This is a genomic window from Campylobacter sp., assembly GCF_020024835.1.
Classification (GTDB): domain Bacteria; phylum Campylobacterota; class Campylobacteria; order Campylobacterales; family Campylobacteraceae; genus Campylobacter_D.
This window is the reverse complement of record NZ_JAHHTD010000004.1, coordinates 21900-47965: the sequence shown is the minus strand read 5'-3', so window position 1 is coordinate 47965 and position 26066 is coordinate 21900. Positions and strand designations below refer to the sequence as shown.

Here is a 26066-nt window from a genome sequence, read left to right as displayed (position 1 = left end):
ATATGAAAAAAGAATTAAAAATTAGACCTGAAGCTAGACTTATTAAAACAATTGGAGAGGATTTAATTAAAAATCCATATGCTGCTGTAGTAGAATTAATTAAAAATAGTTATGATGCTGATTCTGAAATAGTTACAATTTCTATAGAATTAACTAATGAATATGTGTATGATAAAAAGCAAGAATTTTTAAAATTTACTATTGAAGATGATGGAGAGGGAATGTCTCTTGAAACTATTAAAAATACTTGGATGGTTCCAGCTACATCTTATAAAGTTAATAAGCAGTATTCTTTTAAAAAGAAAAGAGTTGTTCAAGGTAAAAAAGGTATAGGTAGATATGCTTCTGCGATATTAGGTAACTTTTTGAGAATTACAACAACTGATTTAAATAGTATGACTTCTATAATAGAAATTGATTGGAAACAGTTTGATGATGGTAAGTTTCTTGATGAAATTAATATTCCCTATGAATGTAATAGAACAAATTTAAAAAGTGGTACTAAAATTGAAATATATTCTAGTGTTGAAGTTTATTATGATGAAATTAATCAACAATATCAAGATAAAATAAATTGGAATAAAGTTCAAAACGATTTGCTATTTAAGGAATTAAGAAAACTTTTAGTTCCCACAAATAAAAGTAATGAAACTTTTGAAATAAGATTTTCAACTAATGGTTTAGAAAAATTTAAAATAAAAGATCAAAACGAGAAAATTGAGTCATTCCCACTACTTGATTCTTATGATTATAGAATTAAAGGAAAAATAAGTTCTAGTGGAAAATGTCTTTTATTTTATGAAAATAAAAATTTTGAAAATTCTAATGAAAAAATAGAATTCGAGTTGCCTGATGATATTAAAAATATTTGCGGTAATATAGAAATTGATTTAAGGGTATTTGATCTTGATTCTGATGTCATACAAAATTTTGTAAATAAACAGAAGGATAAAGAAGAAAAACTTGGTAAAAGTGAATTTAAAAGCCTAATTAAAGATCTTAGTGGTATAGGTATTTATAGGAATTTGTTTAGAATAAGACCTTATGGAGATCATGATTTTGATTGGCTTGGTTTAAATGCAAGAAGAGTTAATAATCCAACAATGTCTATTAGCACTAATCAAGTTGCTGGTTTTGTGAATATTGAATCAGAAAATAAGTCTAATTTAATCGAGAAAAGTGATAGAGAAGGTTTAAAAGAAAATAAAAATTATGATAATTTAAAGAAGATACTTTTAAAGGTTTTAAGTGAAGTTGAAAGTAGGAGATATGAATTTAGGAAAAACACTAAAAGAGGAAGAGTAGTTGCAAATAATATTAAAGATACCATACGAGATGTTTTTAGTTTTGATGATGTCAATAATAAAATAAGTGTTATTCTCCATAAGGCAAATATAGATACGCATATTATTGAAAAAGTTCAATTTGAATTAAAACAAGAAGAGATTAAAAAAAATAATGGTTTGAAAAACATAGAAGAAGTTTTAGCTATGTATGAAGCTCATGCTGCTCTTGGAAAGCTAGTTTTGTATGTGCTTCATGAGGGAAGAAAGCCTATGCAAATTATAGGACTTAAACTTAATAATCTAAAAAAATCTTTACAAAATTTTATAAAAACTAAAAATGAAAATATAGGGCAAGATATAAAAAAATATAATGAAGATAGCTTATCTCAACTTGAAAAATTATCTAATTTGTTTAAGCGTTTAGATCCTTTAATGATTACAAGGTTGAGTAGAAGAAAAGAAGTTAATCTTTATCAAAATGCTTTAAATAATTATAAGTTATTTAAAGAAATTTTAAAAAGAGAAAATATAGATTTTGAGATTCAATGTAAAAATAAAGAACTATTTATTTACGGAAGAGATGAAGATTTATATATTATATATTCTAATCTGATAGAAAATTCTTTATATTGGTTTCAAACAACTAAACAAATACAAAAGAAAATTACTATTTCTATTTATAGGGATAATAATTATTTCTATATTGATTATAAAGACAATGGTATGGGAGTAAAAAAAGAACATGTTAATTTAATATTTGACCCCGGTTTTAGTACAAAACCAGAAGGTGGAACTGGTATAGGATTAACTATAGTAGGACAAGCTGTAAGTAGGAATGATGGAGAAATAAAATATATAAGAGCCGATGAAGGGGTTTATTTTAAAATATGTTTTAAGGATACTCAGAATGAATGAACAAGTTAAAACTATAAGAATTCTTTTCGTTGATGATAATCAAGAAACTCTTGATAGTTATGAAGAAGGTATTAAAGTAGAAAATGATAGTTTGCAAGAAGAATCAATGCAATATAAAGCATATAAAGCACTTACATATGAAAAAGCACTAGATATATTAGATGAAATTAGAATTGATATTGCAGTAATTGATTTAGATTTGGGAAGCGAATCTAATGGTGAGGATATAACAAAATATATTTTAGAGCGTTATAGTATTCCAATATTTATTGCAACAGGTAAACCTGCTGATTTTGATAGTGAGCTGATAAGACCAATGGTTAAAGTGTTAAATAGAGATGATATGAGTTTACTTGATGAAATAAAAAAACAAATGCAATCTAAGTTGGTCCGTTTTTTTTCAAAAAACAATGGTTTTTTAGAACGGCAGATAGTAAAATTTTTCTGGGACCATATGAGTAAAAATCTTCCATATTGGGAGCAATACGCTATTGATGAGATTGATCTTATTTTATTAAGACATACTACAGCTTGTTTAAATGAAAAATTATATGTTAATAATTCTGGTGAAAAATATTTTAATAAATATCATCCAGGTGAAATGTATATTTATCCTTTTATTAAAGATAAACATCATACCGGTGATATTGTAAAAAAGAATGATGATTTTTTTATTATTTTAACTCCATCTTGTGATATAGTAAATGATAAAAACGATTATTATATTTTAGCAAGAATAATAAATTACAACGACAATAATAAGAAAATGATACCAGAACGTTTTTATCCTATTAAAAACTTTGCAAAAATATTTGAAGTTGACAATAAAGATAAAGAAATTTTAAAACCTAGTATATGTTTTCAAGGTTTAATATCAGTAAAAAAAGAAGAAATTTCTGATTATGTTAGAGTAGCCTCAATATCTTATCCTTTTTTAAAAGATATAATTGCAAAATTTTCTAGATACTATGCAAGACAAGGAAGTCCTGAAATTATTGAAGAACTTAAATAATCAATTCTTTTATTTTTTTTGCAATTTGTTCTGCCATTTTAGGTGGAACTGCATTACCTATTTGTCTAAAAATAGAAGTTCTTGGGCCTTCAAAATAAAAATCATCAGGAAAACTTTGCAACCTCGCGGATTCTCTAATGGATAAAGATCTTAGTTGAGTTATGTCTGGATGAATATAATAATGTCCATCCATAGCTATGTGAGCTAATATTGTATGAGAAGCATTGGTATTTTCTTTAATTACATTAAATCTATTTGTAAAAGAATTTGTATTTTTGTGAGATATAAGTTCCGGTCTTGTTAAGGCTAACTTTTTATAACACAATCTTTCACGTTTTGTATTCCATGCTAGTATAGCTTCTTTGTAAATTTCTCTATCTCTATCATTATGTGGTCTTGTTTCATGTTGTGTTAAAATATTAAAATTAGCATCTCTAATATTTGCCATTTTTAAATATGAATTAGTTTTTTTTGTGTATTTATTTAATCCTTCTATTTTTTCCCCAGGATTAATTTTTGGCAAATCTGATAAAACATCTTTTACATAATATTTTTTATTTTCTATTTTTTCAAATATTGGGTAGGAATATTTTTTGCCTTTTTTGATTTTAAAACCAACAATAATGATTCTTTTTCTATTTTGCAATACACCAAAATCCGATGCAATTAATTCTTTTATTTGTATAGAATATCCTATATTTTCTATAGATTCTTTTAAATCATCAAAATACTTACCATTACCAGCGCTTTTTATACCAGGAACATTTTCAAAAACAAAAATTTTAGGTTTAAAAATACTTAAAAAATTAACATAGTATTTATACAAATAATTTCTATGATCATTTATTACAGTATTTTTCATTCTAGCTCTACCTATTATAGAATATGCTTGGCAAGGAGGGCCACCTATAATTACATCAATTTTTTTAGATTGAGTTTTTTTTAAATTATTTTTTATTTTAGAAACGAGGCTATCAAAATTATGTTGGGATATTTCTTTACAAATAACTTCTTCTGAATCCGATGTATTAGTTAGCTTCCATAATTGTTCTTTGCTTATTTTTTTTAAAAGATAATCATAATATATATTTAGCTTATTATTCTTTTTAAGCTTCCAATATGAGGTTCTAGTTTTTAAAGTTTCACATGCGTGTTTATCAGATTCTATATGTGCGACAAAAGTGGAATTTGCCCTAAAAAATCCTTCTGATAATCCACCAGCACCTGAAAATAAATCTAAAACAACCATAATTATGTTCCTATATTTTTAAATCTTAAAAAGTTTACTTGATAAAGATTTGATTTTAATTGCTATTTTTGCTAAAAATTTTAAATCTTACATATGAGTTTAAACCCAAGCCCATTGAACTAGCTTCTTGATTTAGTATTTTATACTCTTCTTCAGTAAAATTTACCATAAGTTTTTTATTTCTTTTATTGTTATTATTGTTGCTTGTTTCACCACGAGCCAAATCAACAAAATCTTTTTCATTTTTTGGTGTTTTTGAACTTAACTTTTTAAATCCCATTATTATGCTCCTAGTTTTTCATTTGCTATGCTTAAAAGCTCTTTGTAAAAGCTTTCAAAATCTTTTAAAGCTTTATCATTTTTATCGCAAAATTCTTTCATACTTTTACCATCTACTACAGCTTTACGATATGCTTGTCTTTCATAGATTACACTTTCCATCATAATTACTTTTTCCAATCCTTTATCTTTCTTTGCTTCATTGATATAATCTTTAAGATTATTTAATTCTTTTGTCAAAAAAGGATTAGGTGAAACTCTATTGACTAAAATTAATGCTAATAAATCTGAATTAAATTCAGTTACTTCTTGATATATATTTAACATATGATCTAAAACATTAACATCATATTGACTTGGGATAGTGGGTATGATGATAATATTTGATGAAAGTATAGCTTTTCTCATTTCTTTTGAATCTCTACCACCAGTATCAACTATAATGCTATCAAAAGCATTTTTCATTCTTTTAATCTCATCACCTAGACTTATTCCAGTTTTTGAAACGCTTGAAAACAAAGGTTCTAAATTTGATTGACTTCTCATATCTGAAAAAACTTCAGTTGATTTTTGCGGATCAGCATCAATTAATAGAACATTATCACCATCTTCAGCTAATCGAGCAGATAAATTGACAGCCAATGTAGTTTTACCGCTTCCACCTTTTTCATTTACAATAGAAATAACCATTTCAATCCTTTATTTTTTATTATAATATCATAAAAACATTAAAATAATATTAAAATATATTATTTTAATATTATAATATTATCATATAAATATTATATTGTAATACCAATGATTAAGCCAATTAGAAGAAAAATAATTTGACCAGCAAAGAAAATCAATAAATAATTTAAGTTAATTTTTTTAGAATTGTTAAGATTATTATCTTGTTTTATTTCAGATTTTGTATTAATATTTGTGCTTATTTCATTAATTATTGTTTTTAATTTTTTTCGAGATTTAGCGCTGTGTTCTTTTATATCATTTATTATATTGACTTTAAAAGTTTCTAAATCAGATTTTTGTTTTAAAAATAAAGTATCTATTTGTTTTATAAAAGATTCAAATATGATTTTATAAATGCCAAGTGGCATAGAAAAAGTTGTATTAAAATGTATTTTGAAAAAATAGCACATTAGATATATTAGTATAAAAACTATTGCTAGTATAATTGAAGATTTTGCGAAAATGTTTTTCATTATTTACAATGATAATCCTTGATTTTGCTCTTTATTTAGGTTTTGTCTAAAACTTTTTAGATTGGTTTTAATTAAAGTTTCAAGTTTTTCATTATGACATTGCATAGCTTCGATAGAAGCTTTAATCATTTTATCTTTTGGTATTAAATTTAAATCAAGTTTATAGCCAGCATTTTTAGCTAATTCATTTAAAAATATTCTTTGAGTGCGTCCATTACCTTCTCTAAAAGGATGTAAGGCATTTAAATCAGACATAAAATCTGCTAAATTCGTAGCAAAATGATTAAGATCTTTAGAATTTTTTAGATAATTATTTTTTGCAAGTTTATCAAAGATTTTTTTGGCTTCTCCTGGAATAAATTCAGCAGAGCAAAATAAAGAATCTCCTTTAGACATAAAACCACTTAATCCAACTTCCATTCTATCTTTACCAGCCCAATGAAATATATCTTGAAAAATATATTTGTGTATATTTTTCAAGTGTTTATAATCAAAATTACCTTTAATAGGTGTTTTAATTATTTCTTTAGTTTTTGCTAGAGTGTATTTTCTTGATTCTATATCAAATAAATTCTCATCTTTTATACCAAGTTTATTCTCTATAATTAAATTTTTAAAAATTTCTTCATTACTTTTTTTCATATTCTACAAATCCTTTTTCTTTGTATTCTGCTAAAATTTCATCAGCACTTAAGTTATATACACTCATTTTAACTAGCATAATAATGTCTTTTTCATTTGCAAAAATATCTTCAATAGCGTGTCCGCAAATGGTAGATTTAATATCTTCATAATCTTTTTTAGTCAAATCATCTTTATACTTTTTAAGTATTGCAAGGCTTTCTTCTAAGCTATGCACTTCAGGGTATTGTTTTTTCATATTTGCTCCTTTTTAATTTGTAAAAGTATTATATCATATTAAAATTAAAATAATATTAATATGATAATATAATGATATTATTACAATATCATACCGATTTGTTGAAAAGCTCTATCTTTAAAAATTTTAAGTCTTTGTTTGGACATCAAAGAAAAGCTTTTATCTTGCATAGCTTCATTAAAAGTTAGATTTTTTGAAGTGAGTTCTAGTAAATCTTTTCCAAAAGTATCTTTACTAAGAGAATTCAAAGATATAATAGCTTTTATGTTTTCTTTTATAGCTTTATATTCAGCGGTATTTTCAAAATCTACACCATCTTTAATAATAAAACCATTCATTCTTATCTTTTTTAACAGAAGGTAATCTCATACATTCATCAGCTGTAATTAAAGGGCGTTGAACTTCTTATAATGTTTCACTTACATTTCCAAGCATTACAGCTGTTCTTTTTCCAGAATTTGTAAGAGATTTTTTATAATAAGATCAATATATAAATTTAACGTTTATAATCCTTAAATAAGAATTAGTGTCCATAATAATTTTTAGTTTTATTTTCATTAGTAAATGCATTTAATTCCTCATATTGCATTATCAATATATAAAATCAAACAATTCATTAAATTGCCCTTTTCAAAGTATTGAAAATTAAAACTAAGCATAATTTTATAATAAACAATTAAAATATGACTTGATGTTTAAGATACAATTCTACTAAAATTAAACAAAAAAAGGTTTTATATGTTTAATGGAAAAAATATTTTAATTACAGGTGGTACGGGAAGTTTTGGTAAAACTTATACCAATACACTTCTTAAAAAATATAAGCCTAAAAAGATTATTATTTACTCACGTGATGAATTAAAACAATTTGAAATGGCAATAAAATTTAATAATGAATGTATGCGGTATTTTATAGGAGATGTAAGAGATAAAGAAAGATTAAGCGTAGCTATGAAAGATGTAGATTTTGTCATACACGCAGCCGCTATGAAGCACGTGCCAATAGCAGAATACAATCCTATGGAATGTATAAAAACTAATATAAATGGAGCTCAAAATGTTATCGATGCGTGTTTAGAAAATAATGTCAAAAAATGTATCGCACTTTCTACTGATAAAGCATGCAATCCTATAAATTTATATGGAGCTACAAAACTTGCAAGTGATAAACTTTTCATAGCAGCTAATAATATAGCAGGAAATTCTCACACCAAATTTAGTGTAACAAGATATGGAAATGTAGTTGGATCAAGAGGTTCAGTAATACCTTTTTTTAAAAAACTTATAGAAAATAATGCCAAAGAGCTTCCAATAACAGATGAAAGAATGACACGATTTTGGATAAGTCTTGAAGATGGAGTAAATTTTGTGTTAAATAACTTTGAAATTATGCACGGAGGAGAGGTCTTTGTCCCTAAAATTCCTTCAATGAAAATTATAGATCTAGCAAAAGCTATGGCACCAAATTTAAAACATAAAATCATAGGCATAAGGCCTGGAGAAAAACTTCACGAGATTATGATTTCAAGTGATGATAGTCATTTAACATATGAATTTAAAGATTATTATGCTATTAGTCCGAGTATAAAATTTACTAATACAAATATAGATTTTAGCATTAATGCTAAAAATGAAAAAGGTAAAAATGTATCTAGTGGATTTTCTTATAGTTCAGACAATAATACTTCGTGGATTGACCAAGCAAATCTTTTAAATATCATAAATCATACAGAGTTAGAAAAATGATAACTTATTCTCATCAACATATAGATCAAAGCGATATCAAATGCGTCGTAGATGCTTTACAAGATGATTTTTTAACTGGTGGAAATAAAGTTGAAGCCTTTGAAGAAGCACTTTGTGAGTATGTAGGAGTAAAATATGCTTGCGTGTTAAATTCAGCTACCTCAGCACTTCATCTTGCGTATTTGAGTTTAAATGTAAAAGACAAAATAGTCCTTACAACTCCTATGACTTTTGCAGCTACTGCCAATGCTGCCTTAATCTCTGGAGCAAAAGTAGAATTTATCGATATTAAATTTGATGGCAATATCAATGAAAATAAATTAAAATCAAGACTCCAAAAAGATCATAAAAATATAGGTGCAATTTGCGTTGTTGATTTTGCTGGAAATAGCGTTGAATTAGATGAAATTATAAATTTATGTGAAATTTATAATATACCTCTTATTGACGATGCAAGCCACGCTTTAGGAGCTACTTATAAAAAAGGAAAAGTTGGAAGCAAGGCTCTTTTAAATATCTTTTCTTTTCACCCTGTAAAGCCAATCACTACTTTTGAAGGTGGAGCTGTTTTAAGTGATAACAAAGAATTGATACAAAAAATAAAACTCTTAAGAAGCCACGGGATAATTAAAAAAAGACTATGGGATAGCGATATGATAGATCTAGGCTATAATTACCGCTTAAGTGATGTAGCTTGCGCTTTAGGTATTAATCAACTTAAAAAACTTGATTTAATCTTAGAAAAAAGAGAACAAATAGCAAATTTTTATGATCAAGAATTTAAAGATAATCCTTATTTTAGTATTATAAAAATAAAAGATTATAAAAAAAGTTCAAGGCATTTGTATCCTATATTATTAAATAAAGAATTTTACTGCGAAAAAGAATTTATTTTTGAAAAATTATTAAATTATGGCATAGGAGTGCAAGTTCATTATAAGCCTACTTATCAATTTAGTTTTTATAAAAAACTCTTAGGCGATATAAAATTAACCAATGCAGACGATTTTTATAAAGCAGAGCTTAGCATACCTTGCCATCAAGAAATGAGTATAGAAAATGCTATTTTTATAAAAGATAAATTATTTGAAATTTTAAAACAAACTAAGAAAGGATGTCATTAATGCAAAAGATATTACGGGGGGGGGATGTATGATTTAGCTTGCAAACTCTTCCCAATATGTAGAAGTATAACAGGAGAAGGTTTTAGACAAAGTTTAAAAATTCTTGATGATGCTATGGGGGGGGGGTGTATTAAAAATTCATTCCATAAAAAGTGGAACTAAAGTTTATGATTGGGAAGTCCCTCAAGAGTGGCAAATAAATGACGCTTATATCATCACTCCAGAAGGAAAAAAGATTTGTGATTTTAAAGAAAATAATTTACATGTGTTAAATTATTCTCAAGGTATAAACCAAGAATTGCAACTAGAAAGCTTACAAGAACATTTGTATTCCATAGAAGATTATCCAGATGCTATACCTTATGTAACAAGTTATTACAAAAAAAGATGGGGATTTTGTATTAAACACAAAGATAAAATAAAATTAAAGCAAGGTAAATATAAAGTTTTTATAGATGCAAAGCATTTTGATGGGGTGCTAAATTATGCTGATTTTATAATCCCTAGCACTCAAAATAATAAAGATGAAATTTTAATAAGCTCATATTTATGTCATCCTTCTATGGCAAATAATGAGCTAAGTAGTCCTATAGTCGCTATATTTTTAGCTAAATGGCTTTTAGCGCAAAAAGAAAGAAAGTATAATTATCGCTTTTTAATAGCACCTGAAACCATAGGAAGCATAGTTTATATAAACAAACATTTAACACATTTGCAAAAATACACTAAAGCAGGCTTTGCTCTTTCTTGCATAGGTGATGATAATGCTTATTCTCTCATACATTCGCCAAATGAAAATACACTAAGCGATAAAGTAGCCCTTCATACTCTAAAAAATAAAACAAATTTTAAAAGTTTTAACTTTTTAGATAGAGGTGGAAATGAAAGGCAGTTTAATTCTCCATTAGTAAATTTAGGTGTTGTTGGTATATGCAGAACTCGTTTTGGTGATTATAAAGAATACCACACTAGCAAAGATGATTTAAATTTCATTAGTCAAAAAGGCTTAGAAGGTGCATTAGAAGCTATGAAAGAGATCATTTTAAATTTAGAAGTAAATGAAATTTATACAAATACTACAATTTGCGAACCAAATTTAGGCAAAAGAGGCTTATACCATACAACTAACACACACTATACTAATAGTCAAATACCATTAATTTGTAATTTTCTAGCTTATTGTGATGGTAAAAACGATGTCTTAGACATAGCAAATAAGCTAAATTTGCAAGGCTATGAATTAAAAGAATTGATAAAAATTTTAAAAGAAAACGAGCTTATAAAATGAAATATTTTTTAGAATATAATAATAAAAAATACACTAAAGATGATTTAGTAAAAACTCTTTATGGAATCGGCATTAAAAAAGGCGATATCATATGCGTTCATACTGAGCTTTTTAAATTTGGAATCCCCCTACTTTCTAAAAATGAATTTTTACAAACTATACTTGAAGCTTTTTTTGAAGCTATAGGAAAAGAAGGCACTTTAATAATGCCAACTTTTACCTATAGTTTTTGCAAAAATAAAATTTATGATAAGTTAAATTCAAAATGTGAAGTAGGATTATTAAATGAATACTTTAGAAAGCAAAATGAAGTTATTCGTAGCAATGACCCTATTTTTTCGTTTGCACTTTGGGGAGCTAAAAAACAAGATTTTATTAAAAAGCATAATAGCTGTTTTGGAGAAAATAGTATCTTTGATTTGTTAGTAAAATATAATGCAAAGTTAATATTATTTGGCACGAGAGAGGGGCATACAATAACTCATTATGTGGAAGAAAAAATTCAAGTTCCTTATAGATATTTTAAAACTTTTAGTGGTAAAATAATTGGCGAAACTAGCGAAGATATTAGTATTAGTTATTATGTGAGACATTTAGATAGACCTTCTTTACCAAATGTAGATAATATTAATAAAATCGCTCAAAGCACGAAACATTATAAAGAGCTTGATTTTGCGGGAAGTTTTATATCTAGTTTTAATTTTAGATCATATACTAGAGCTATTGAAAAGTCTTTTTATCAATGGGGGGGGGGGGAGCTTTGATTTTAACTGAATAGGAATTAATATGAATAAGCAAATGGAAAAAAAATTCTATGAAATCTTAGAAAATATTTTAGAACTTAAAGTAGATGAAAATTCAAATTTAAGTATGCAAAATTCTAAAAATTGGACTTCTTTAAATCATATAGATATAATAATGAGCCTAGAAGAAGAATTTAATATAAAATTTAACAAAGATGAAATGAGAAATTTAAAATCGCAAAATGAGTTATTGCAAGCTATAAAGGATAAATTATGCTAGAAAATTCAAAAAAATTATTTGATTTGATAGAAAAAAAGAACCCTTTGCATAAAAAATGTTTAGATGGTTTAAAACTTAGCACAGAAGAATATGATGATTTAGAAAAACTTATTATTTATTACAAAGAAAGTTTAAATATAAGCTTAGAAGAACAAGCTCAAAGTTATGTAGTAGTTTTAAATGACACTTTAGAAGAAACAAAATTTTTCATAGAATATGGAAAATACCGATATAACACATTAGCAGAAGTAGAAAATAAAGTATATTTAAATGAAGAATATATGAAAAAATATATGGTAGGGCTTGCAATATCCTCTTTTATATGGAATGCTCATATTGAAGTTAGAAGATACTTTGCAAAATATATAGATGATAAAAAAGAAATTAAAAATACTTATTTAGAGATAGGTCCAGGGCACGGGGAATTTTTTGTAAAAGCCATTAGAAGCAATAAATTTAACCAATATTATGGCATAGATATATCACCTATTAGTTGCCAAATGAGTAAGGATATGGTAAAAAATCAAGTAAATACTTTAGATAAATGTGAATTTATATGCAAAGATTTTACAAAATGTGAATTTGATAACAAAGCAGACTTGGTAGTTATGGGAGAAGTTTTAGAACACGTAGAAAATCCTTTGGTATTTATGAAAAATGTTAAAAAACTACTAAGTAATGATGGAGAAATCTTTGCTACTATACCTATTAATGCACCAGCAATTGATCATATTTATTTGTTTTCTCATCCTGATGAGGTTAAGAAAATTTTAGATGAAGCTGGTTTGAAAATAAAAACTTGTGAGTATTTTATGGCAAATGATTATTCTTTAGAAAAAGCTTTAAAAACTAAAAATGCTATAGTTATGGCTGTAGTTTTAAAAAAGGATTAATTTGAATCATATAGATAAATTATTTAAACTCATATCTATACAAAATCCAATGCACTTAAAATATCTAAATAAAGTCGTATTTTCAAAAGAAGACGAAATAGAATTTAACAATCTAATAACATATTATTTACAAAATAATATTAGTTTAAATGAACTTTGCGAGTGTTATTTAACAATACTAAATGACACTTTAGAAGAAACAAAATTTTTTATAGAGTATGGACACTACAGATACAATAAATTTGATGAAGTAAAAAATAAAATATATTTTAATGAAAAATATATGAAAAAATATATGATAGGGCTTGCCTTATCCTCTTATATATGGATAGCACATATTAAAGTTAGAAAATATTTTCAAAATTATATAAATTCCACTAATTTAAATGGTAATTATTTTGAAATAGGTCCAGGACACGGGGAATTTTTTGTAAGAGCTCTTAAATCTTTAAAATTTCAATATTATTTGGGTTTAGATTTATCGCCAACAAGTTGTGAATTAACAAAAAATATGGTAGAAAATCAAGTAAATGACCTTATAAAAAAATGTGAATTCTTATGTAAAGATTTTTTTCAATTTGATTTTAACAAAAAAGCAGATTTGATAGTCATAGGAGAGGTTTTAGAACACGTAGAAAATCCTTTGGTATTTTTGCAAAGATCTAAAGAATTATTAAATGAAAATGGAGAAATCTTTGCTACTATACCTATTAATGCACCGGCAATTGATCATATTTATTTGTTTTCTCATTATGATGAAGTTTTTGATATGGTAAAAAAAGCTGATTTAAAAATAAAACACTATGAATATTTTATGGCAAATGATTATTCTTTAGAAAAAGCTTTAAAATTCAAAAATGCCATCACTATGGCAGTGGTATTAACTAAATGAAATTAAATTTACCAATACACCACATAGGCGTAGCTTGCAAAAATATTGAAAAAGAAAGAAAGATTTTTGAAAAATTAGGATTTAAATTAGAAGCAAAATTTGTAGATCAAACGCAAGGAGTAATGGGCGAATTTATAATTCCTAGTAATAATACTTTTCCGCAATATCGTTTTGAACTTTTATCAAATTTAGAAAATACAAATATCTTAGATAATTATTTAAAAAACAAAATCAAAATGTATCACATAGCTTATGAAAGTAAAAATATACAAAAAGATTTAAGCATATTATCCACTGGGGGGGGGGGTTGTGATAGTTGATATAATACAAGCTAGTTATTTTGCTAAAATTTGCTTTATTATGATGAATAATAATTTATTAATCGAATTGGTAGAATTAAAATGAATATTTTTGCATCAAATTTAAAAAGAAACGATCTTGTAAAATTAAGCAAAGAAAATTCTTATAAAAGTATCTGTGTAGATGTATTTAGAAATCATTCTTTTGAGCCTTGTGAAAGTATCATTAATGCTTTTTTAGCTTTTAGCAATTTAAGAGCAAATTTTAATTTAAGCCCTTATGATGATAGCTTGAGTTTTAATAGTCATCAAAATGCTGATATAAATATCATATTTATAGATTTAAATAACTATAAAAACAATATCGATAATATCTTAGAAGAAAAAATTAAAGAATTAAAAAATTTAAGCAAAGCACCTATAATCACTCTTTTATTAGGTGATACAAAGCTTAAAGAATACGATTTAAGTGAGATTTTACTTTTAAAACAAAATGAACTTTTAGATGAAAGAAATTTCGAATTAAGTGCAAGTAGGCTTAGCAATAAGGCTTTTATAAGATTAGCTCAAATTTTAGGTCTTTGCATAATCCCTAGCTTAATAAAACCGAATTTAAAAGCTATTATAGTAGATCTTGATAATACCTTATACGATGGAATTTTAGGAGAAGATGGAATTGATAATTTAAAATTAAATTCAAACCATATAAATTTGCAAAATGAACTTAAAAGATTAAAAAATCAAGGATTCTTACTTGCTTTAGCTTCTAAAAACAACGAAGAAGATGTGAGAAAATTATTTCAAAAAAGAAAAGATTTTTGTCTAAATTTAGATGATTTTGCCTGTGTAAAAGCAAATTGGAAAAGCAAAGATGAAAATATTAAAGAAATTGTAGATTTTTTTAATATAGGTTTTGATAGCGTTTTATTTATAGACGATAATATAGCAGAAATCGAAAATGTAAAATACTTAGGCGTTAAAACACTTTTAGCAAATGATGAAAGCTCTTTTGCATTAAAGCTTTATCCAGGTTTATTTAAAGCAAAAATAAACGAAGAAGATAAACTAAGAAGTGCTGATATAAAAGCAAATGCTGAAAGAAAAAATCTTGCAAAACTTGACCAAAAAGAATATTTTTTAAATTTAAAAATAAAATTAAAATTTGATATCAATGAAAATTTACAAAGATGTTGCGAGCTTTTAAATAAAACAAATCAATTTATAGCCAATTACTCAAGAATGAATCTAGCCGAATGTGAGAATTTTGCAAAAGAAAATTTCATACTTAGCATACAAATGAATGATAAATTAAGCGATAGCGGTATCATCGCCATAATGGTCGCTAAAAAAGAAAATGAAACATTGCTAATTTTAGATTTTTGCATAAGTTGTAGGGCTCTTGGTAGAAAATTAGAAAAAATAATGCTTTATAAAAGCATAGCTTTGTTAAAAGAAAAATTAAACACAAAACAAACTCTACTTTACTATAAACAAGGTGAAAGAAATTTACCTTTTATGGAGTTTTTACAAAGTTTAAATGCAAAAATAAAATCAAATTTTGCTATCATTTTCGATGAAAAAATATCTTATGAAGGTTTAGAAATTGAAAGCACATTTTAATAAAGCACACATTTGCGGAATTAGCGTTTGCTTGCCACATCATTGTGTAGATATAGATGATTGTTTAGAAAATGTGTTTTTAAATGATGAAAAAACTCTAAAAAGAATGAAAAAAATTTCAGGCATACAAAAAAGATTTATAGCCGATGAAAATACTAGCACAAGCGATTTAGGATATGAAGCAAGTATAAATTTATTTGAAATTTTAAATTTTGACAAAAACAAACTTGATATGTTAATTTTTGTTACTCAAACACCTGATTTTTTTATGCCCTCTTGTGCTAACTATCTACACAAAAGATTAAATTTAAACACAAACACCATAGCTTTTGATGTAAATCAAGCTTGTGCTGGGTATTTGTATGGGTTATTTTTAGCATATTCTTTTATAGAAAATGAAAGTGCTAAAAATATTTTATTAATTTGCGGGGATACTCTAAGCAAAACTATAAATCCTCTAAATGCAAATTTAGCACCTATTTTTGGAGATGGAGTAAGTGCTAGCTTGATAACAAAAAAAGAAAGTAAATCTTTTTTTCATCTTCATTCTGATGGAAGTGGCTTTGATAAACTTATCATACCAAATCGTGCTTTTGCAAAACTAGACAAAAATAAAACTCAAAATAAAGAAATTTTTGAAATAAATCCATATAGAAATTTAGAAAATCTCTATATGGATGGAGCTGAAATTTTTAACCTTGCTTTAGCAAAAGAAGCTCAAAGCGTGAAAGAAATGCTTGAATTTTGTGCTAAAGATAAAGAAGATATTGAGTATTTTTTGTTTCATCAATCAAATAAATTTTTAATTGAAAATTTAATTTTTGATTTGCAATTAGAAGCGAAAAAAGTGCCCAATACCTTAATGCAAAAATACGCAAATTTAAGTGCTTGCTCTTTACCTGCTTTAATTTGCGATATGCAAAATAGCAATTTCAATGCTATATTAAGTGCTTTTGGTGCTGGACTTGCGTGGGGAAGTGCTTATATAGAATTTGATGAAAATCTAAAAACCATTATTAAGGAGAAAAAATGACTAAAGAAGAATTGCTAAAAGAATTAGCTGATGTTATGCATATGGACGAAGCTTTAAAAGAAGATATGATTTTAGATGATATTGATGAGTGGGATAGTCTTGCTTTTGTTTCTATTATGGTATTTTTTAAAAATACTTTAAATATACAAATTGACGCTCAAGCTTTAAAACAATGTGAAAAAGTAAGCGATCTTTTAACTTTAGCAAAAATTTAAGATCTTTAAGATCTTAAATTACAAAAGTTCTAAAATAAATTTATCGCCCTTATCTTTGAAAGTAAAAACTTTATCATTACAAGGGTAAGAAATGCTATCTTCTCTTATGCTAAATTCTTTATCTTTTAATTTTTCTAACATTTTTGGTAATTCTTTGTTAAACAATGCTTTATCAGGTATCCCACATCCGTGTTTTAAATCTTTGATAAATTTACCATCTATGTCTTTTTCTTCTATTAGATGAAAATCTACTTCATAGCCTAGTGCTTTTAGTATTTGTATTATTTGAATTTTATAATCAGTTGGAGTAAGAGTATCCTCTAAGCCGTGATAGCTTATATAAACTATATCTTTACTTTTTTGAGCTTGTAATATTAAATGAGTTTGATTTAATAAAGCTCTTATTAGATAATTTTCATCTGCAAAATAATAAGGAGAATTTGGATTTTTCCTAGTCCAATAAGTTTCCACATAGCAATAAACTCTACTATTTAATTCATCAGTATTTAAAATGGCGTCTCCTTTATTTAAATCCCTACCCACTATGTAATGTAATGGTGGCAATGCAGAACCTGAATTATCTATCACTCCATCGACATACCAAGGAGCTATTTTTGCACACATCAAAGCTAAATAACCTCCATAAGACCCCCCCCCGTAGATTTTAGGTAAATTTTTAAATTGAGGGTAATTATTTAAGATATCTTTTAAAGCATTTATATGATCAATTGCTGCCATTATGCCAAAATTTTGATACTCATTATTTGGCGGGACAAAGGTTCCACTAAAATGTGCTTGATAATCTTGCTCTAAAAGATTTTTTTCTTTTAAATCGCTAATAGTTTCATTTAAAAGATGATAATAATCCCAAGCAGAATAAATATTAAGACCACACGTATCAATGTCAAATTCTTTTAAAACTTTTTCTAAATTTGGCAAGTCCTCTTCTATAAACGTAGTTTGGGCACTATATCTTTGCACATCACTTTTTCTTTGGCAAAAACAATGATAAAACACATTTATAGCTATGACATTAAATTTTTTAGCTATAAATTTCCTATAGCTATCTAAAAAATGTATATTCGCATTTGCTCCATATCCTGGAATCACAAACACTATAGCTTCCATTTTTTTACTATCATCATAAGTAATTCTGTATTCAAGCTTACTTTCTCTTTTTATACCAAGCTCTACATCATCACAAGAGTCTATAAAATAAGTTTTATCTATGAGCATATTCTACCTTTAAAAGTATTTTGTCATCTTTTTCTTTGAAAGTATAAATTAAATCATCACTTTGATAAGAAATTTCTTTTTTACAAATTTTATCTTTAGTTTTTTCTTTTAAGATATCTGCTAAATGTTTTTTAACAAGCAATTTCGTAGGAATTCCCATTCCGTGTTCTAAATTTTTAATGAATTTGCCATCAACTTGCTCCTTGCTTGTGATTTTAATCATCTTAACTTCAAATTCTAAATCTTTTAAATAATCATACATTTGCTCTTTATCTTGCAAAGGAATATATTGATCAAAATCAGAATTATAAAAAATATATTTAGGCTTAGGATATAAACTTTGCGTTTTTAGATGATTTTTATTAAAAATTTCTCTTATAAATTTCCTAGCTGGTGAAAAATACCTAGGAGATTGTTTATTTGAAGTCCAATGCGTTTTTTCAAAAGCATAAATTATAATATTTTCAAAGAATATGTTTGTCGCAAAACAAAAATGCTTAGTATAATCAATCTCTTTTCCAAAGCCTATAGTATACCAAAGCTTTTCAAGCGTTGCGTGCGAAGAATTGTCTATCACCCAATCAACATTCCAAGGAGAAATTTTTGCACACAAACTTGCCAAATATCCACCATAAGAAGAGCCTACCATAATACTCTTAATCCCCCCCCCCCGTAACTTCAAAAGGTAAATTTTTCTTTACATATAAAAGAGCATTTAGTATATCAATTACTTGCATTATGCCGTAATTTTGATACTCATTTTTAGTAGGTTGCAAACTCATACTTAAATCTAAACGATAATTTTGCTCTAATTCCCAATTTAACTTAAATTTTTCTATTTCATTGCTAATATATTTCATTACTGGAAAAAAATCCTCAAAAGTATTTAAGCTTTGTATATCATAAGGTATATTTAAATTTATAGCCTTTAAGCTTGCATCTAATATAAGTTTATCTATATCATCTAAATAAAATTTAGCTCCTATTTGAGGACGATTTCCTATGCAATGATAATTCACACTTAAAACTGCAACATCATAGTGCATTGCAAAATACTTCATATCAAAGCCAAAAATAGCATTATGTATATCCCCGCCTAATCCAGGTATGATACAAACTATAGCTTTTATTTCTTTGCTATCATCATAACTTAATCTAAATTCAAGCTTGCTTTCTCTTTTTATACCAAGCTCTACATCATCACAAGAGTCTATAAAATAAGTTTTATCTATAAGCATTTTAAGCCTTTTAAAATTTATGCTACATTATACTTATTTTTAAAAAATAAAGAATTTAATTATGAAAAATATATGTATCATACCTGCTCGCGGTGGCTCAAAACGTATTCTTAGAAAAAATATTGTTGATTTTTTAGGAAAACCTTTGATAGCTTATAGCATAGAAAGTGCTTTAAAATCTAAAATTTTTGATGATGTTATCATTTCAAGCGATGATGATGAGATTATTAAAATAGCAAAAAATATCGGAGCAAAAGCACCTTTTATTAGAGATGCTAAATTAAGCGATGATTATGCTAGCTCCACTGCTGTGATTAAAGATGCCATTACTCAGCTTGAAATATTAGGATATAGCTATGATAATGTATGCTGTTTATATGCAACTGCTCCATTGATAGATAAAAATATTTTAAAACAAGCTTATGATAAATTTATTGATGAAGATTGTGAATTTTTATTTTCAGCTTGTGAATTTAATTATCCAGTGCAAAGAGCTTTTTATACGGACAATAAAGACAAAGTCTATATGTTTGATGAAAAATTTTACCACACAAGAAGTCAAGATTTAATCAAAGCTTATCACGATGCAGGTGCTTTTTATTTTGGTAAAAAAAATGCTTGGTTAAAAGAAGATTTTATGTTTAAGCCTCATTCTAAAGTTTTTTTACTTCAAAAAAATCAAGTTTGCGATATAGATACATACGAAGATTTAGAATTTGCTAAATTTTTATATCAATTTAAACAAGGAAAAAAATGTTTATAAGTCAAATAAAAGGTTTTAAATACCCTGATATGGAGCTTGTGAGATGGTTTTTTAAAAATAAACTCGATACTTTAAAAAATTTAAAAGTTTTAGAATTTGCTTCTCATAATGGCAACAATCTTTCTTTATTTGCAAACTATAATTATGAGTGTATAGGCGTTGAGCTTGATAAAAAAAATTTTGATAATGCAAATTATAATTTCAAAGAAGTATTAAAATACGATAAATTTAAATTTTACAATGAAGAAATGAGAAATTTTGCAAAAAAATACAAAGATATAAAAGCTGATATTTTTTTAATACCAAATGTTATAAATTATATAAGCAAAGATGATTTTAAAACTTTGCTTTATAATGCAAGGACAAATAAGCTTTATGGGGGGGGGTATAATCATTTTTTCTTAAGAGCAAGAAGTGTGAGAGATCATCGCTATGGTTTGGGTAAAAAGCTTGATAATGGTAGTTTTATCTTAGAAATAGATGAATTTAGTGGTGAAAAAAATTGCCTTTGCACTGCTTATTGCGAATATGAGCTTGTAGAGATTTTAAAAGAAAATTTGGATTTATATGATTTTGAAGTAATTACAAGTGAAAATATCAATATAAAAAATAAAGTATATATAAAAGATAGTGATATAATAATTTATGGAAAAATAAAGGAGTAAAATGTATATTAAAAATTTAAAAGGGCTTAAATTTCCTGATAATGCTATCATAAAGTTTTTCTTCAAGCAAGGCTTGCACAATAAAACAGATCAAAAAGTTTTAGAATTTGCTTGTTCTAATGGCAACAATCTTTCTTTATTTGCAAATTATGATTATGAATGTATAGGTGTTGATCTAAATAAAGAAAATATTGATAATGCAAATTATAATTTCAAAGAAGTTATAAAAAGTAGCAAATATCGTTTTTTTAATGATAATATTTTAGAATTCCCTATAAAAAATCCAGATATCAATGCAGATATTTTTTTAATACCAAATGTTATTAATTATCTAAAAAGAGATGATTTTATAAAGCTTTTAAAAATATCTAAAGAATACAATATGTATAAAGAGAATGCTTTATTTTTTTTAAGGACAAGAAGTATAAAAGATTTTAGATATGGATTTGGAGAACAAATAGAACATAATTGTTTTAAAATCACTAGTGATAACACCACAGGAGAGCTAGGCTGTATAAATACTTTATATCAAGAATACGAACTAGTAGAAATTTTAAAAGAAAATTTAAATTTATATGATTTTAAAGTATTAACATACGAAAGCACCAATATAATGGGAGAAAAAGAACTTTTAGTTAATGATAGCGATATAGTAATTTATGGGAAAATTAAATGAAAATATACAAAGATAAAACAAATTGGGGGGGGGGTATGCACATACTCCTCAAAAAATAATAAATGCAAATAGCTATTATGCAACCAACTTTTAATCCTTGGATGGGCTATATTTATATGATAGCAAGTGTGGATAAATTTGTATTTTTAGATAATGTTCAATTTGAAAGAAGATCTTGGCAAAGTAGAAATAAAATCAAATTAAACAATAACTATCATTTAATCAATATCAATACACAAAAAGCATCTCAAGATACTCTTTTAAATCAAATATATATAAATAAAGAACTTAGATGGAAAAATAAATTTTTAGATACTTTTTATCATTCGTATTCAAAAAGCATTAATTTTGATATTTGTTTTGATTTTTTAAAAAATCAATTAAATCAATGCGACAAATTAGTAGATTTTAATATATCCTTGATAGATTTTTTTTGTCAAAATTTAGATATAAAAACACCTCTTTTAAAAGCTTCAAATTTAAATATTAATGATAAAAAAAGAGAGGATTTACTGCTTGAAATTTGCAAGCAACTAAATGCAAATAATTATTTATCACCTGAAGGATCAAAAGACTATTTAGAAAAAGAATATGCCAAAACTATATTCAAACAAGCAAATATTGACATAAAATACTTAGATTTTACACATCCTACATATAAACAAATAGGTAAAAATTTTCTACCTTACTTGGGTATTTTTGATTTTATTGTTAATGAAGAAAATGCTGCTTTGAAATTTAAAGAAATTATAAAATCAAACAAGGAAATGAGTGAAAGTTTTATTTAGAAGTGATAGCTCCAATAAAATAGGACATGGTCATATAAAAAGAGATCTTATATTAGCCAAACAATACGAAGATGTTTCTTTTGCGTGTTTAGCATTAGAAGGATCTTTGATAGATGACATTCCTTATCCTGTTTATGAATTAAGTAGTGCTAGTATTTATGAGCTTACTAATCTCATAAAAAAAGAAAAATTTGATCTTTTGGTGATTGATCATTATGATATCACTTATGAGGATGAAAAATTTATAAAATTAGAAACTGGTATTAAAATTTTAAGTTTTGATGATGAGCTTAAAGAGCATCATTGCGATATTTTACTTAATGTAAATCCTTATGCAAAAACAAGTGATTATAAAGATTTAGTTCCTAAACATTGTGAGGTAAAATGTGGTTTTTCCTATGCTTTAATTCGAGATGAATTTTATGAAGAAGCTAAAATAAAACGAGAAAAAATTTATGATTTTCTAATTTGTATGGGCGGAGTTGATGGTAAAAATTTATCTTTAAGCATAGCTCTTTCTTTGCCAAAAAATAAGCAAATTATCATTACTACAACAAGTGCTAACAAACATCTAAAAAAATTAGAAAAATTTTGCACAGAAAATCAAAACATAAAACTAACAATAGATAATCCAAATTTAGCAAAATTGATGAATCAAAGCAAAAAACTCATTATAAGCGCTAGTTCATTGATTAATGAGGCATTGGTTTTAAAAGCAAATTTTAAAGCTATTGCTTATGTTAAAAATCAAAAAAAAATGGCTACTTGGTTAGCTCAAAAAGGATATGAAGTTGAATTTAAAGCTTAAAAACTTTATCGACTTAAATGACTTTGAAAAAAATCTTATTTTACAATACAGAAACAAAAAACAAATAGCAAAATTTATGAAAAATTCTCATATTGATTTTAATGAACATTTAAATTTTTTGTCAAATTTAAAAAATGATTTAACTAAAAAATATTTTCTAGTTTATGATGATAATGAGGCTATAGGAGTGATTGATTTTACACATATTACTCCGCAAACTTGCGATTTTGGTCTTTATGGTATTAAAAAAAATGTAGGTGATATCTTAATGAATGAAGTTAAAACATATGCTTTTAATGTTTTAAAGGTGCAAATTTTAAAAGCATATGTTTTTAAAAATAATACAAAAGCTTTAAATTTATACACAAAACACAATTTTTATATTTATGATGAAAATAGTGAATTTTATTTTATAAAATTAGACAATCCTAACTGGAATATCATTTCTTAAAAGTTCATTTTTAATATCATTTGGGGTATATTGACTAAAATGAAATATATAAGAACCAGCTAATGCATTAGCACCTTGATTAATCGCTTCAATCCCATCACTTGGTTTGCTAAGTCCGCCATTAATTATAAGTGGAATTTTAAGTTTATTTTTGAAAAGTTTTAAAAGTTCTAAATCATAACCTTCATTAATACCTTCTTTATCAATGCTAGTTAATAATATCTCACCAGCACCTAAATTTTCGTATTTTAAAGCAAGCTCTAAAGGATTTATATCAAGCATTTTTTCATTAAAAACTTTAAAATTATTTTTATCTTTTTTAACATCTATAGAACAAACTATACAAGAGCTTCCAAAAGTATTTGCAGCTTCTTTTATAAAATGTGGATTTTGCAAAGCTATAGAATTGATACTAATTTTATCAGCACCAATATTTAAAATTTTTTTAATATCATCTATTTTTTTAATACCTCCACCAATAGTAAGAGGCATAAAACACTCATTTGCAATATCTTCTAAACTATCTAAGTCTATATTAGCATTTTTTGAAGCTTCAATATCTAGCACAATAAGCTCATCTACATTTCGAGCATTATAAATTCTAGCAGTAGTAACTATATGACCTATTGTTCTAAAAGAATCAAATTTTATACTTTTTACTAATTGCCCATTTTTTAACAAAACACAAGGTATTATTCTAGTTTTAAGCATATCAACCTACAAATTTACAAAATTTTCTAATAATTTTAGACCAATTTTTTGACTTTTTTCAGGATGAAATTGTGTTGCAAAAATATTATCTTTTTCAAAAGAAGCACAAAAATTAATTTCATAATTGCAAAAAGAACTTTCTATATTTTCATCACATTTAACATAATAAGAATGTAAAAAATAAAAATCACTATGTTCTTTAATATCTCTAAATAAAGCACTTTCTTTTACATAACTAACATTATCCCAACCACTATGAAGCAATTTCTCTTTTTTTAAACTAAATTGCAAAACTTCAGCATTAACAAAGTCAAGACCCTCGCAACCTCCACCTTCATAGCCATATTTACAAAATAATTGCATTCCTAAGCAAATCCCTAAAATAGGCTTTTTTTTATTTAAAACTTCATATTTTAAAAGATCAAATAAATTTAAAGCATATAAATTTTGCATTCCTTGATAAAAAGAACCAACTCCAGGTAAAATTAATTTTGAAGCACTTTTAATATCTTTTTCACTTTGACTAATAATAACTTTTTGACCAATAGCCTCAAAAGCTTTAAATATAGATCTTAAATTTCCTAATTGATAATCAACAATACAAATCATTTTAAAATATATTCTTCATTTTTAATCAATGATCCATCACTATCTTTTAGAAAATTTCCATTTTCATCTCGCTTAAAAATTTTTCTATTTGTAAAACTATCTACTATTTTTTCAAATTCTTTTTCAGAAAATCCACTAAATTTCAAATATTTTTTTATAGCTTTTTTTGGAGGTTTTCCATCATATTTTTGAACCAAACGCACGCCTTCTTCGCGATCTATATAACCAAGTCTTATATCTAAGCACGCATTATCAGTAGCTCTTCCAAAACCATACTTGCAGTATTTTAAATAATCGTGTAAATGATTTGAGTAACAATCTAAATTTTCAAAATTTTCATAAGTAGTTTCAACAGGTTTATTTGTAGTTAAAAAGCCATTTTCTTTAGAAATTTTAAGATTATTCTTATAATCCCACTTAAAATAATATCCTAAAAACAATCCTGTAACACCGACTCTTTGTAAATCCTCATCACTTGGATAAGTGTAAAAATACAAATCTTTCTCACTAATACCATCAACACCTATCATATCACTAATACGATTGCCCAATAAGCCGCCAAATTCCTCAAGCCATTCTCTTCCTAAAGTATTTTTATCTTTTGAACTAGCAGGACCACCATATTCTACTTGAGGACTTTCTCCCCAGATAATCAAAGGTATATTAAAATTTATAGCAATTCTTGGCACACTAGTAAAAATACCTAAATGATTTTGCCACTCATTGTCTCCTGTTCTTATAAAAGCTTCTTTGGCTAGTTTTTTATAAATTTTTGGATTACGCTTAATGTGTATTAAATCTACACCTAAATTATTAAGATTGGCTAAATTTTTTTTACCTATTTTTGTAGGAATACTAGGTTCAAAACAAACACAAAGCGGATTAAGACCTAATTCTAAGCATTTTAAAACTTGAAAAGTAGAATCTTTTCCTCCACTAACTCCTATCACACAATCATACACTGAATGTTTTTTATATTTTTTAATAAGCTCTAAAAATTCTTTTTTTCTAGCTTGCCAATTTATATTTTCATTCTTATCAATTTGAGAATTACAAGCATCACATACTCCATTCTCATCAAAATGTAAATCAGGTTTAGTATCTGGCATCACACATTTTTTACAAAATTTCATAATCTTTCCTAAAACAATATATACATAAA

At 25.9% G+C, this 26066-nt stretch carries 27 protein-coding genes and 4 pseudogenes; 19 read left to right on the top strand and 12 right to left on the bottom strand.

Annotated elements, in window-relative coordinates:
* Window positions 1–2 precede the first annotated feature (2 nt).
* Both QZ429_RS01540 and QZ429_RS01535 read left to right on the top strand, forming a co-directional pair.
* A complete protein-coding gene (locus tag QZ429_RS01540; RefSeq protein WP_291950038.1) occupies window positions 3–2201 on the top strand; it encodes a sensor histidine kinase in 2199 nt (732 codons plus the stop codon).
* Entirely contained in the window at window positions 2194–3213 is a 1020-nt protein-coding gene (locus tag QZ429_RS01535; protein WP_291950036.1) for a hypothetical protein, read from the top strand. The genes QZ429_RS01540 and QZ429_RS01535 overlap by 8 nt, the downstream gene beginning before the upstream one ends.
* Here QZ429_RS01535 and dcm read toward each other — a convergent pair.
* The 7 genes and pseudogenes from dcm to QZ429_RS01500 all read right to left on the bottom strand — a co-directional run.
* Window positions 3206–4462 carry a DNA cytosine methyltransferase gene (dcm, locus tag QZ429_RS01530; RefSeq protein ID WP_291950033.1) on the bottom strand — a complete coding sequence of 419 codons (1257 nt, stop codon included), beginning with the start codon at window positions 4460–4462 and terminating at the stop codon, window positions 3206–3208. The two genes, QZ429_RS01535 and dcm, sit on opposite strands and share 8 nt — an antisense overlap.
* A gap of 55 nt (window positions 4463–4517) precedes the next feature.
* On the bottom strand, window positions 4518–4742 hold the full coding sequence (locus tag QZ429_RS01525; RefSeq protein ID WP_291950030.1) for a hypothetical protein: 225 nt from the start codon (window positions 4740–4742) through the stop codon (window positions 4518–4520).
* 2 nt (window positions 4743–4744) lie between these two features.
* Window positions 4745–5431: an AAA family ATPase gene (locus QZ429_RS01520; RefSeq protein ID WP_291950028.1), complete on the bottom strand. Its 687-nt coding sequence runs from the start codon at window positions 5429–5431 to the stop codon at window positions 4745–4747.
* Window positions 5432–5523: 92 nt separating this feature from the next.
* A complete protein-coding gene (locus tag QZ429_RS01515) occupies window positions 5524–5946 on the bottom strand; it encodes a conjugal transfer protein TraM (protein ID WP_291950025.1) in 423 nt (140 codons plus the stop codon).
* 3 nt (window positions 5947–5949) lie between these two features.
* Window positions 5950–6588 (bottom strand): Fic family protein, encoded by a 639-nt coding sequence (locus QZ429_RS01510; RefSeq protein WP_291950022.1) that lies wholly within the window; start codon window positions 6586–6588, stop codon window positions 5950–5952.
* On the bottom strand, window positions 6575–6826 hold the full coding sequence (locus tag QZ429_RS01505) for a hypothetical protein (RefSeq protein ID WP_291950019.1): 252 nt from the start codon (window positions 6824–6826) through the stop codon (window positions 6575–6577). The genes QZ429_RS01510 and QZ429_RS01505 overlap by 14 nt, the downstream gene beginning before the upstream one ends.
* Before the next feature lie 80 nt (window positions 6827–6906).
* Window positions 6907–7161: pseudogene (locus tag QZ429_RS01500) on the bottom strand (conjugal transfer protein TraL); the annotation flags it as partial.
* Between the two features lie 403 nt (window positions 7162–7564).
* On the opposite strand from QZ429_RS01500, the gene pseB reads away from it, so the two are divergent.
* The 11 genes and pseudogenes from pseB to QZ429_RS01445 all read left to right on the top strand — a co-directional run bounded on the left by pseB (window position 7565) and on the right by QZ429_RS01445 (window position 16959).
* Window positions 7565–8572, top strand: coding sequence for a UDP-N-acetylglucosamine 4,6-dehydratase (inverting) (pseB, locus tag QZ429_RS01495; protein WP_291950013.1), 1008 nt, complete (start codon window positions 7565–7567; stop codon window positions 8570–8572).
* On the top strand, window positions 8569–9696 hold the full coding sequence (pseC, locus tag QZ429_RS01490; RefSeq protein ID WP_291950010.1) for a UDP-4-amino-4,6-dideoxy-N-acetyl-beta-L-altrosamine transaminase: 1128 nt from the start codon (window positions 8569–8571) through the stop codon (window positions 9694–9696). Before pseB ends, pseC begins: the two co-directional genes overlap by 4 nt.
* Window positions 9697–9720: 24 nt before the next feature.
* Window positions 9721–10984, top strand: a pseudogene (locus QZ429_RS01485) (DUF4910 domain-containing protein).
* Window positions 10981–11748 carry an AAC(3) family N-acetyltransferase gene (locus QZ429_RS01480; protein ID WP_291949974.1) on the top strand — a complete coding sequence of 256 codons (768 nt, stop codon included), beginning with the start codon at window positions 10981–10983 and terminating at the stop codon, window positions 11746–11748. Before QZ429_RS01485 ends, QZ429_RS01480 begins: the two are co-directional and overlap by 4 nt.
* A gap of 34 nt (window positions 11749–11782) precedes the next feature.
* Complete coding sequence (locus QZ429_RS01475; RefSeq protein WP_291950111.1) at window positions 11783–12007, top strand: acyl carrier protein; 225 nt, start codon at window positions 11783–11785, stop codon at window positions 12005–12007.
* Window positions 12001–12900, top strand: a complete 900-nt coding sequence (locus QZ429_RS01470) for a class I SAM-dependent methyltransferase (RefSeq protein ID WP_291949971.1) — start codon at window positions 12001–12003, stop codon at window positions 12898–12900. Before QZ429_RS01475 ends, QZ429_RS01470 begins: the two co-directional genes overlap by 7 nt.
* A gap of 49 nt (window positions 12901–12949) precedes the next feature.
* Window positions 12950–13792: a class I SAM-dependent methyltransferase gene (locus QZ429_RS01465; RefSeq protein WP_291950108.1), complete on the top strand. Its 843-nt coding sequence runs from the start codon at window positions 12950–12952 to the stop codon at window positions 13790–13792.
* Window positions 13789–14197, top strand: a pseudogene (locus QZ429_RS01460) (VOC family protein). Before QZ429_RS01465 ends, QZ429_RS01460 begins: the two are co-directional and overlap by 4 nt.
* Window positions 14194–15711, top strand: coding sequence for an HAD-IIIC family phosphatase (locus QZ429_RS01455; RefSeq protein ID WP_291949968.1), 1518 nt, complete (start codon window positions 14194–14196; stop codon window positions 15709–15711). The pseudogene QZ429_RS01460 and the gene QZ429_RS01455 overlap by 4 nt, the downstream one beginning before the upstream one ends.
* Entirely contained in the window at window positions 15695–16744 is a 1050-nt protein-coding gene (locus QZ429_RS01450; RefSeq protein WP_291949964.1) for a beta-ketoacyl-ACP synthase III, read from the top strand. Before QZ429_RS01455 ends, QZ429_RS01450 begins: the two co-directional genes overlap by 17 nt.
* Window positions 16741–16959: an acyl carrier protein gene (locus QZ429_RS01445; RefSeq protein ID WP_291949961.1), complete on the top strand. Its 219-nt coding sequence runs from the start codon at window positions 16741–16743 to the stop codon at window positions 16957–16959. Before QZ429_RS01450 ends, QZ429_RS01445 begins: the two co-directional genes overlap by 4 nt.
* A gap of 18 nt (window positions 16960–16977) precedes the next feature.
* On the opposite strand, the gene QZ429_RS01440 is transcribed toward QZ429_RS01445, so the two are convergent.
* Both QZ429_RS01440 and QZ429_RS01435 read right to left on the bottom strand, forming a co-directional pair.
* On the bottom strand, window positions 16978–18195 hold the full coding sequence (locus QZ429_RS01440; RefSeq protein WP_291949958.1) for a DUF2920 family protein: 1218 nt from the start codon (window positions 18193–18195) through the stop codon (window positions 16978–16980).
* Window positions 18182–19433: pseudogene (locus tag QZ429_RS01435) on the bottom strand (DUF2920 family protein). The gene QZ429_RS01440 and the pseudogene QZ429_RS01435 overlap by 14 nt, the downstream one beginning before the upstream one ends.
* A gap of 61 nt (window positions 19434–19494) precedes the next feature.
* Between QZ429_RS01435 and pseF the strand changes: the two are divergent.
* The 6 genes from pseF (at window position 19495) to pseH (ending at window position 23584) form a co-directional block, all read left to right on the top strand.
* Window positions 19495–20196 carry a pseudaminic acid cytidylyltransferase gene (gene pseF / locus QZ429_RS01430; protein ID WP_291949955.1) on the top strand — a complete coding sequence of 234 codons (702 nt, stop codon included), beginning with the start codon at window positions 19495–19497 and terminating at the stop codon, window positions 20194–20196.
* A complete protein-coding gene (locus QZ429_RS01425; protein ID WP_291949952.1) occupies window positions 20187–20861 on the top strand; it encodes a class I SAM-dependent methyltransferase in 675 nt (224 codons plus the stop codon). The genes pseF and QZ429_RS01425 overlap by 10 nt, the downstream gene beginning before the upstream one ends.
* A 1-nt stretch (window position 20862) precedes the next feature.
* Window positions 20863–21537, top strand: a complete 675-nt coding sequence (locus QZ429_RS01420) for a class I SAM-dependent methyltransferase (protein WP_291949949.1) — start codon at window positions 20863–20865, stop codon at window positions 21535–21537.
* Between the two features lie 62 nt (window positions 21538–21599).
* A complete protein-coding gene (locus QZ429_RS01415) occupies window positions 21600–22325 on the top strand; it encodes a WbqC family protein (RefSeq protein ID WP_291949937.1) in 726 nt (241 codons plus the stop codon).
* Window positions 22309–23133, top strand: a complete 825-nt coding sequence (pseG, locus tag QZ429_RS01410) for a UDP-2,4-diacetamido-2,4,6-trideoxy-beta-L-altropyranose hydrolase (protein ID WP_291949934.1) — start codon at window positions 22309–22311, stop codon at window positions 23131–23133. The genes QZ429_RS01415 and pseG overlap by 17 nt, the downstream gene beginning before the upstream one ends.
* The gene (pseH, locus tag QZ429_RS01405; protein WP_291949931.1) at window positions 23111–23584 is read left to right on the top strand and encodes a UDP-4-amino-4,6-dideoxy-N-acetyl-beta-L-altrosamine N-acetyltransferase; all 474 of its coding nucleotides are present in this window, start codon (window positions 23111–23113) and stop codon (window positions 23582–23584) included. The genes pseG and pseH overlap by 23 nt, the downstream gene beginning before the upstream one ends.
* On the opposite strand, the gene QZ429_RS01400 is transcribed toward pseH, so the two are convergent.
* From QZ429_RS01400 to QZ429_RS01390, 3 genes are read right to left on the bottom strand one after another with little or no spacing between them, the layout of a single operon-like run.
* Window positions 23552–24295: a HisA/HisF-related TIM barrel protein gene (locus QZ429_RS01400; RefSeq protein WP_291949928.1), complete on the bottom strand. Its 744-nt coding sequence runs from the start codon at window positions 24293–24295 to the stop codon at window positions 23552–23554. The genes pseH and QZ429_RS01400 overlap by 33 nt on opposite strands.
* Window positions 24296–24301: 6 nt before the next feature.
* Window positions 24302–24916, bottom strand: coding sequence for an imidazole glycerol phosphate synthase subunit HisH (gene hisH, locus QZ429_RS01395; RefSeq protein WP_291950105.1), 615 nt, complete (start codon window positions 24914–24916; stop codon window positions 24302–24304).
* Window positions 24901–26037, bottom strand: coding sequence for an N-acetyl sugar amidotransferase (locus tag QZ429_RS01390; protein WP_291949925.1), 1137 nt, complete (start codon window positions 26035–26037; stop codon window positions 24901–24903). The genes hisH and QZ429_RS01390 overlap by 16 nt, the downstream gene beginning before the upstream one ends.
* Between the last annotated feature and the right edge of the window lie 29 nt (window positions 26038–26066).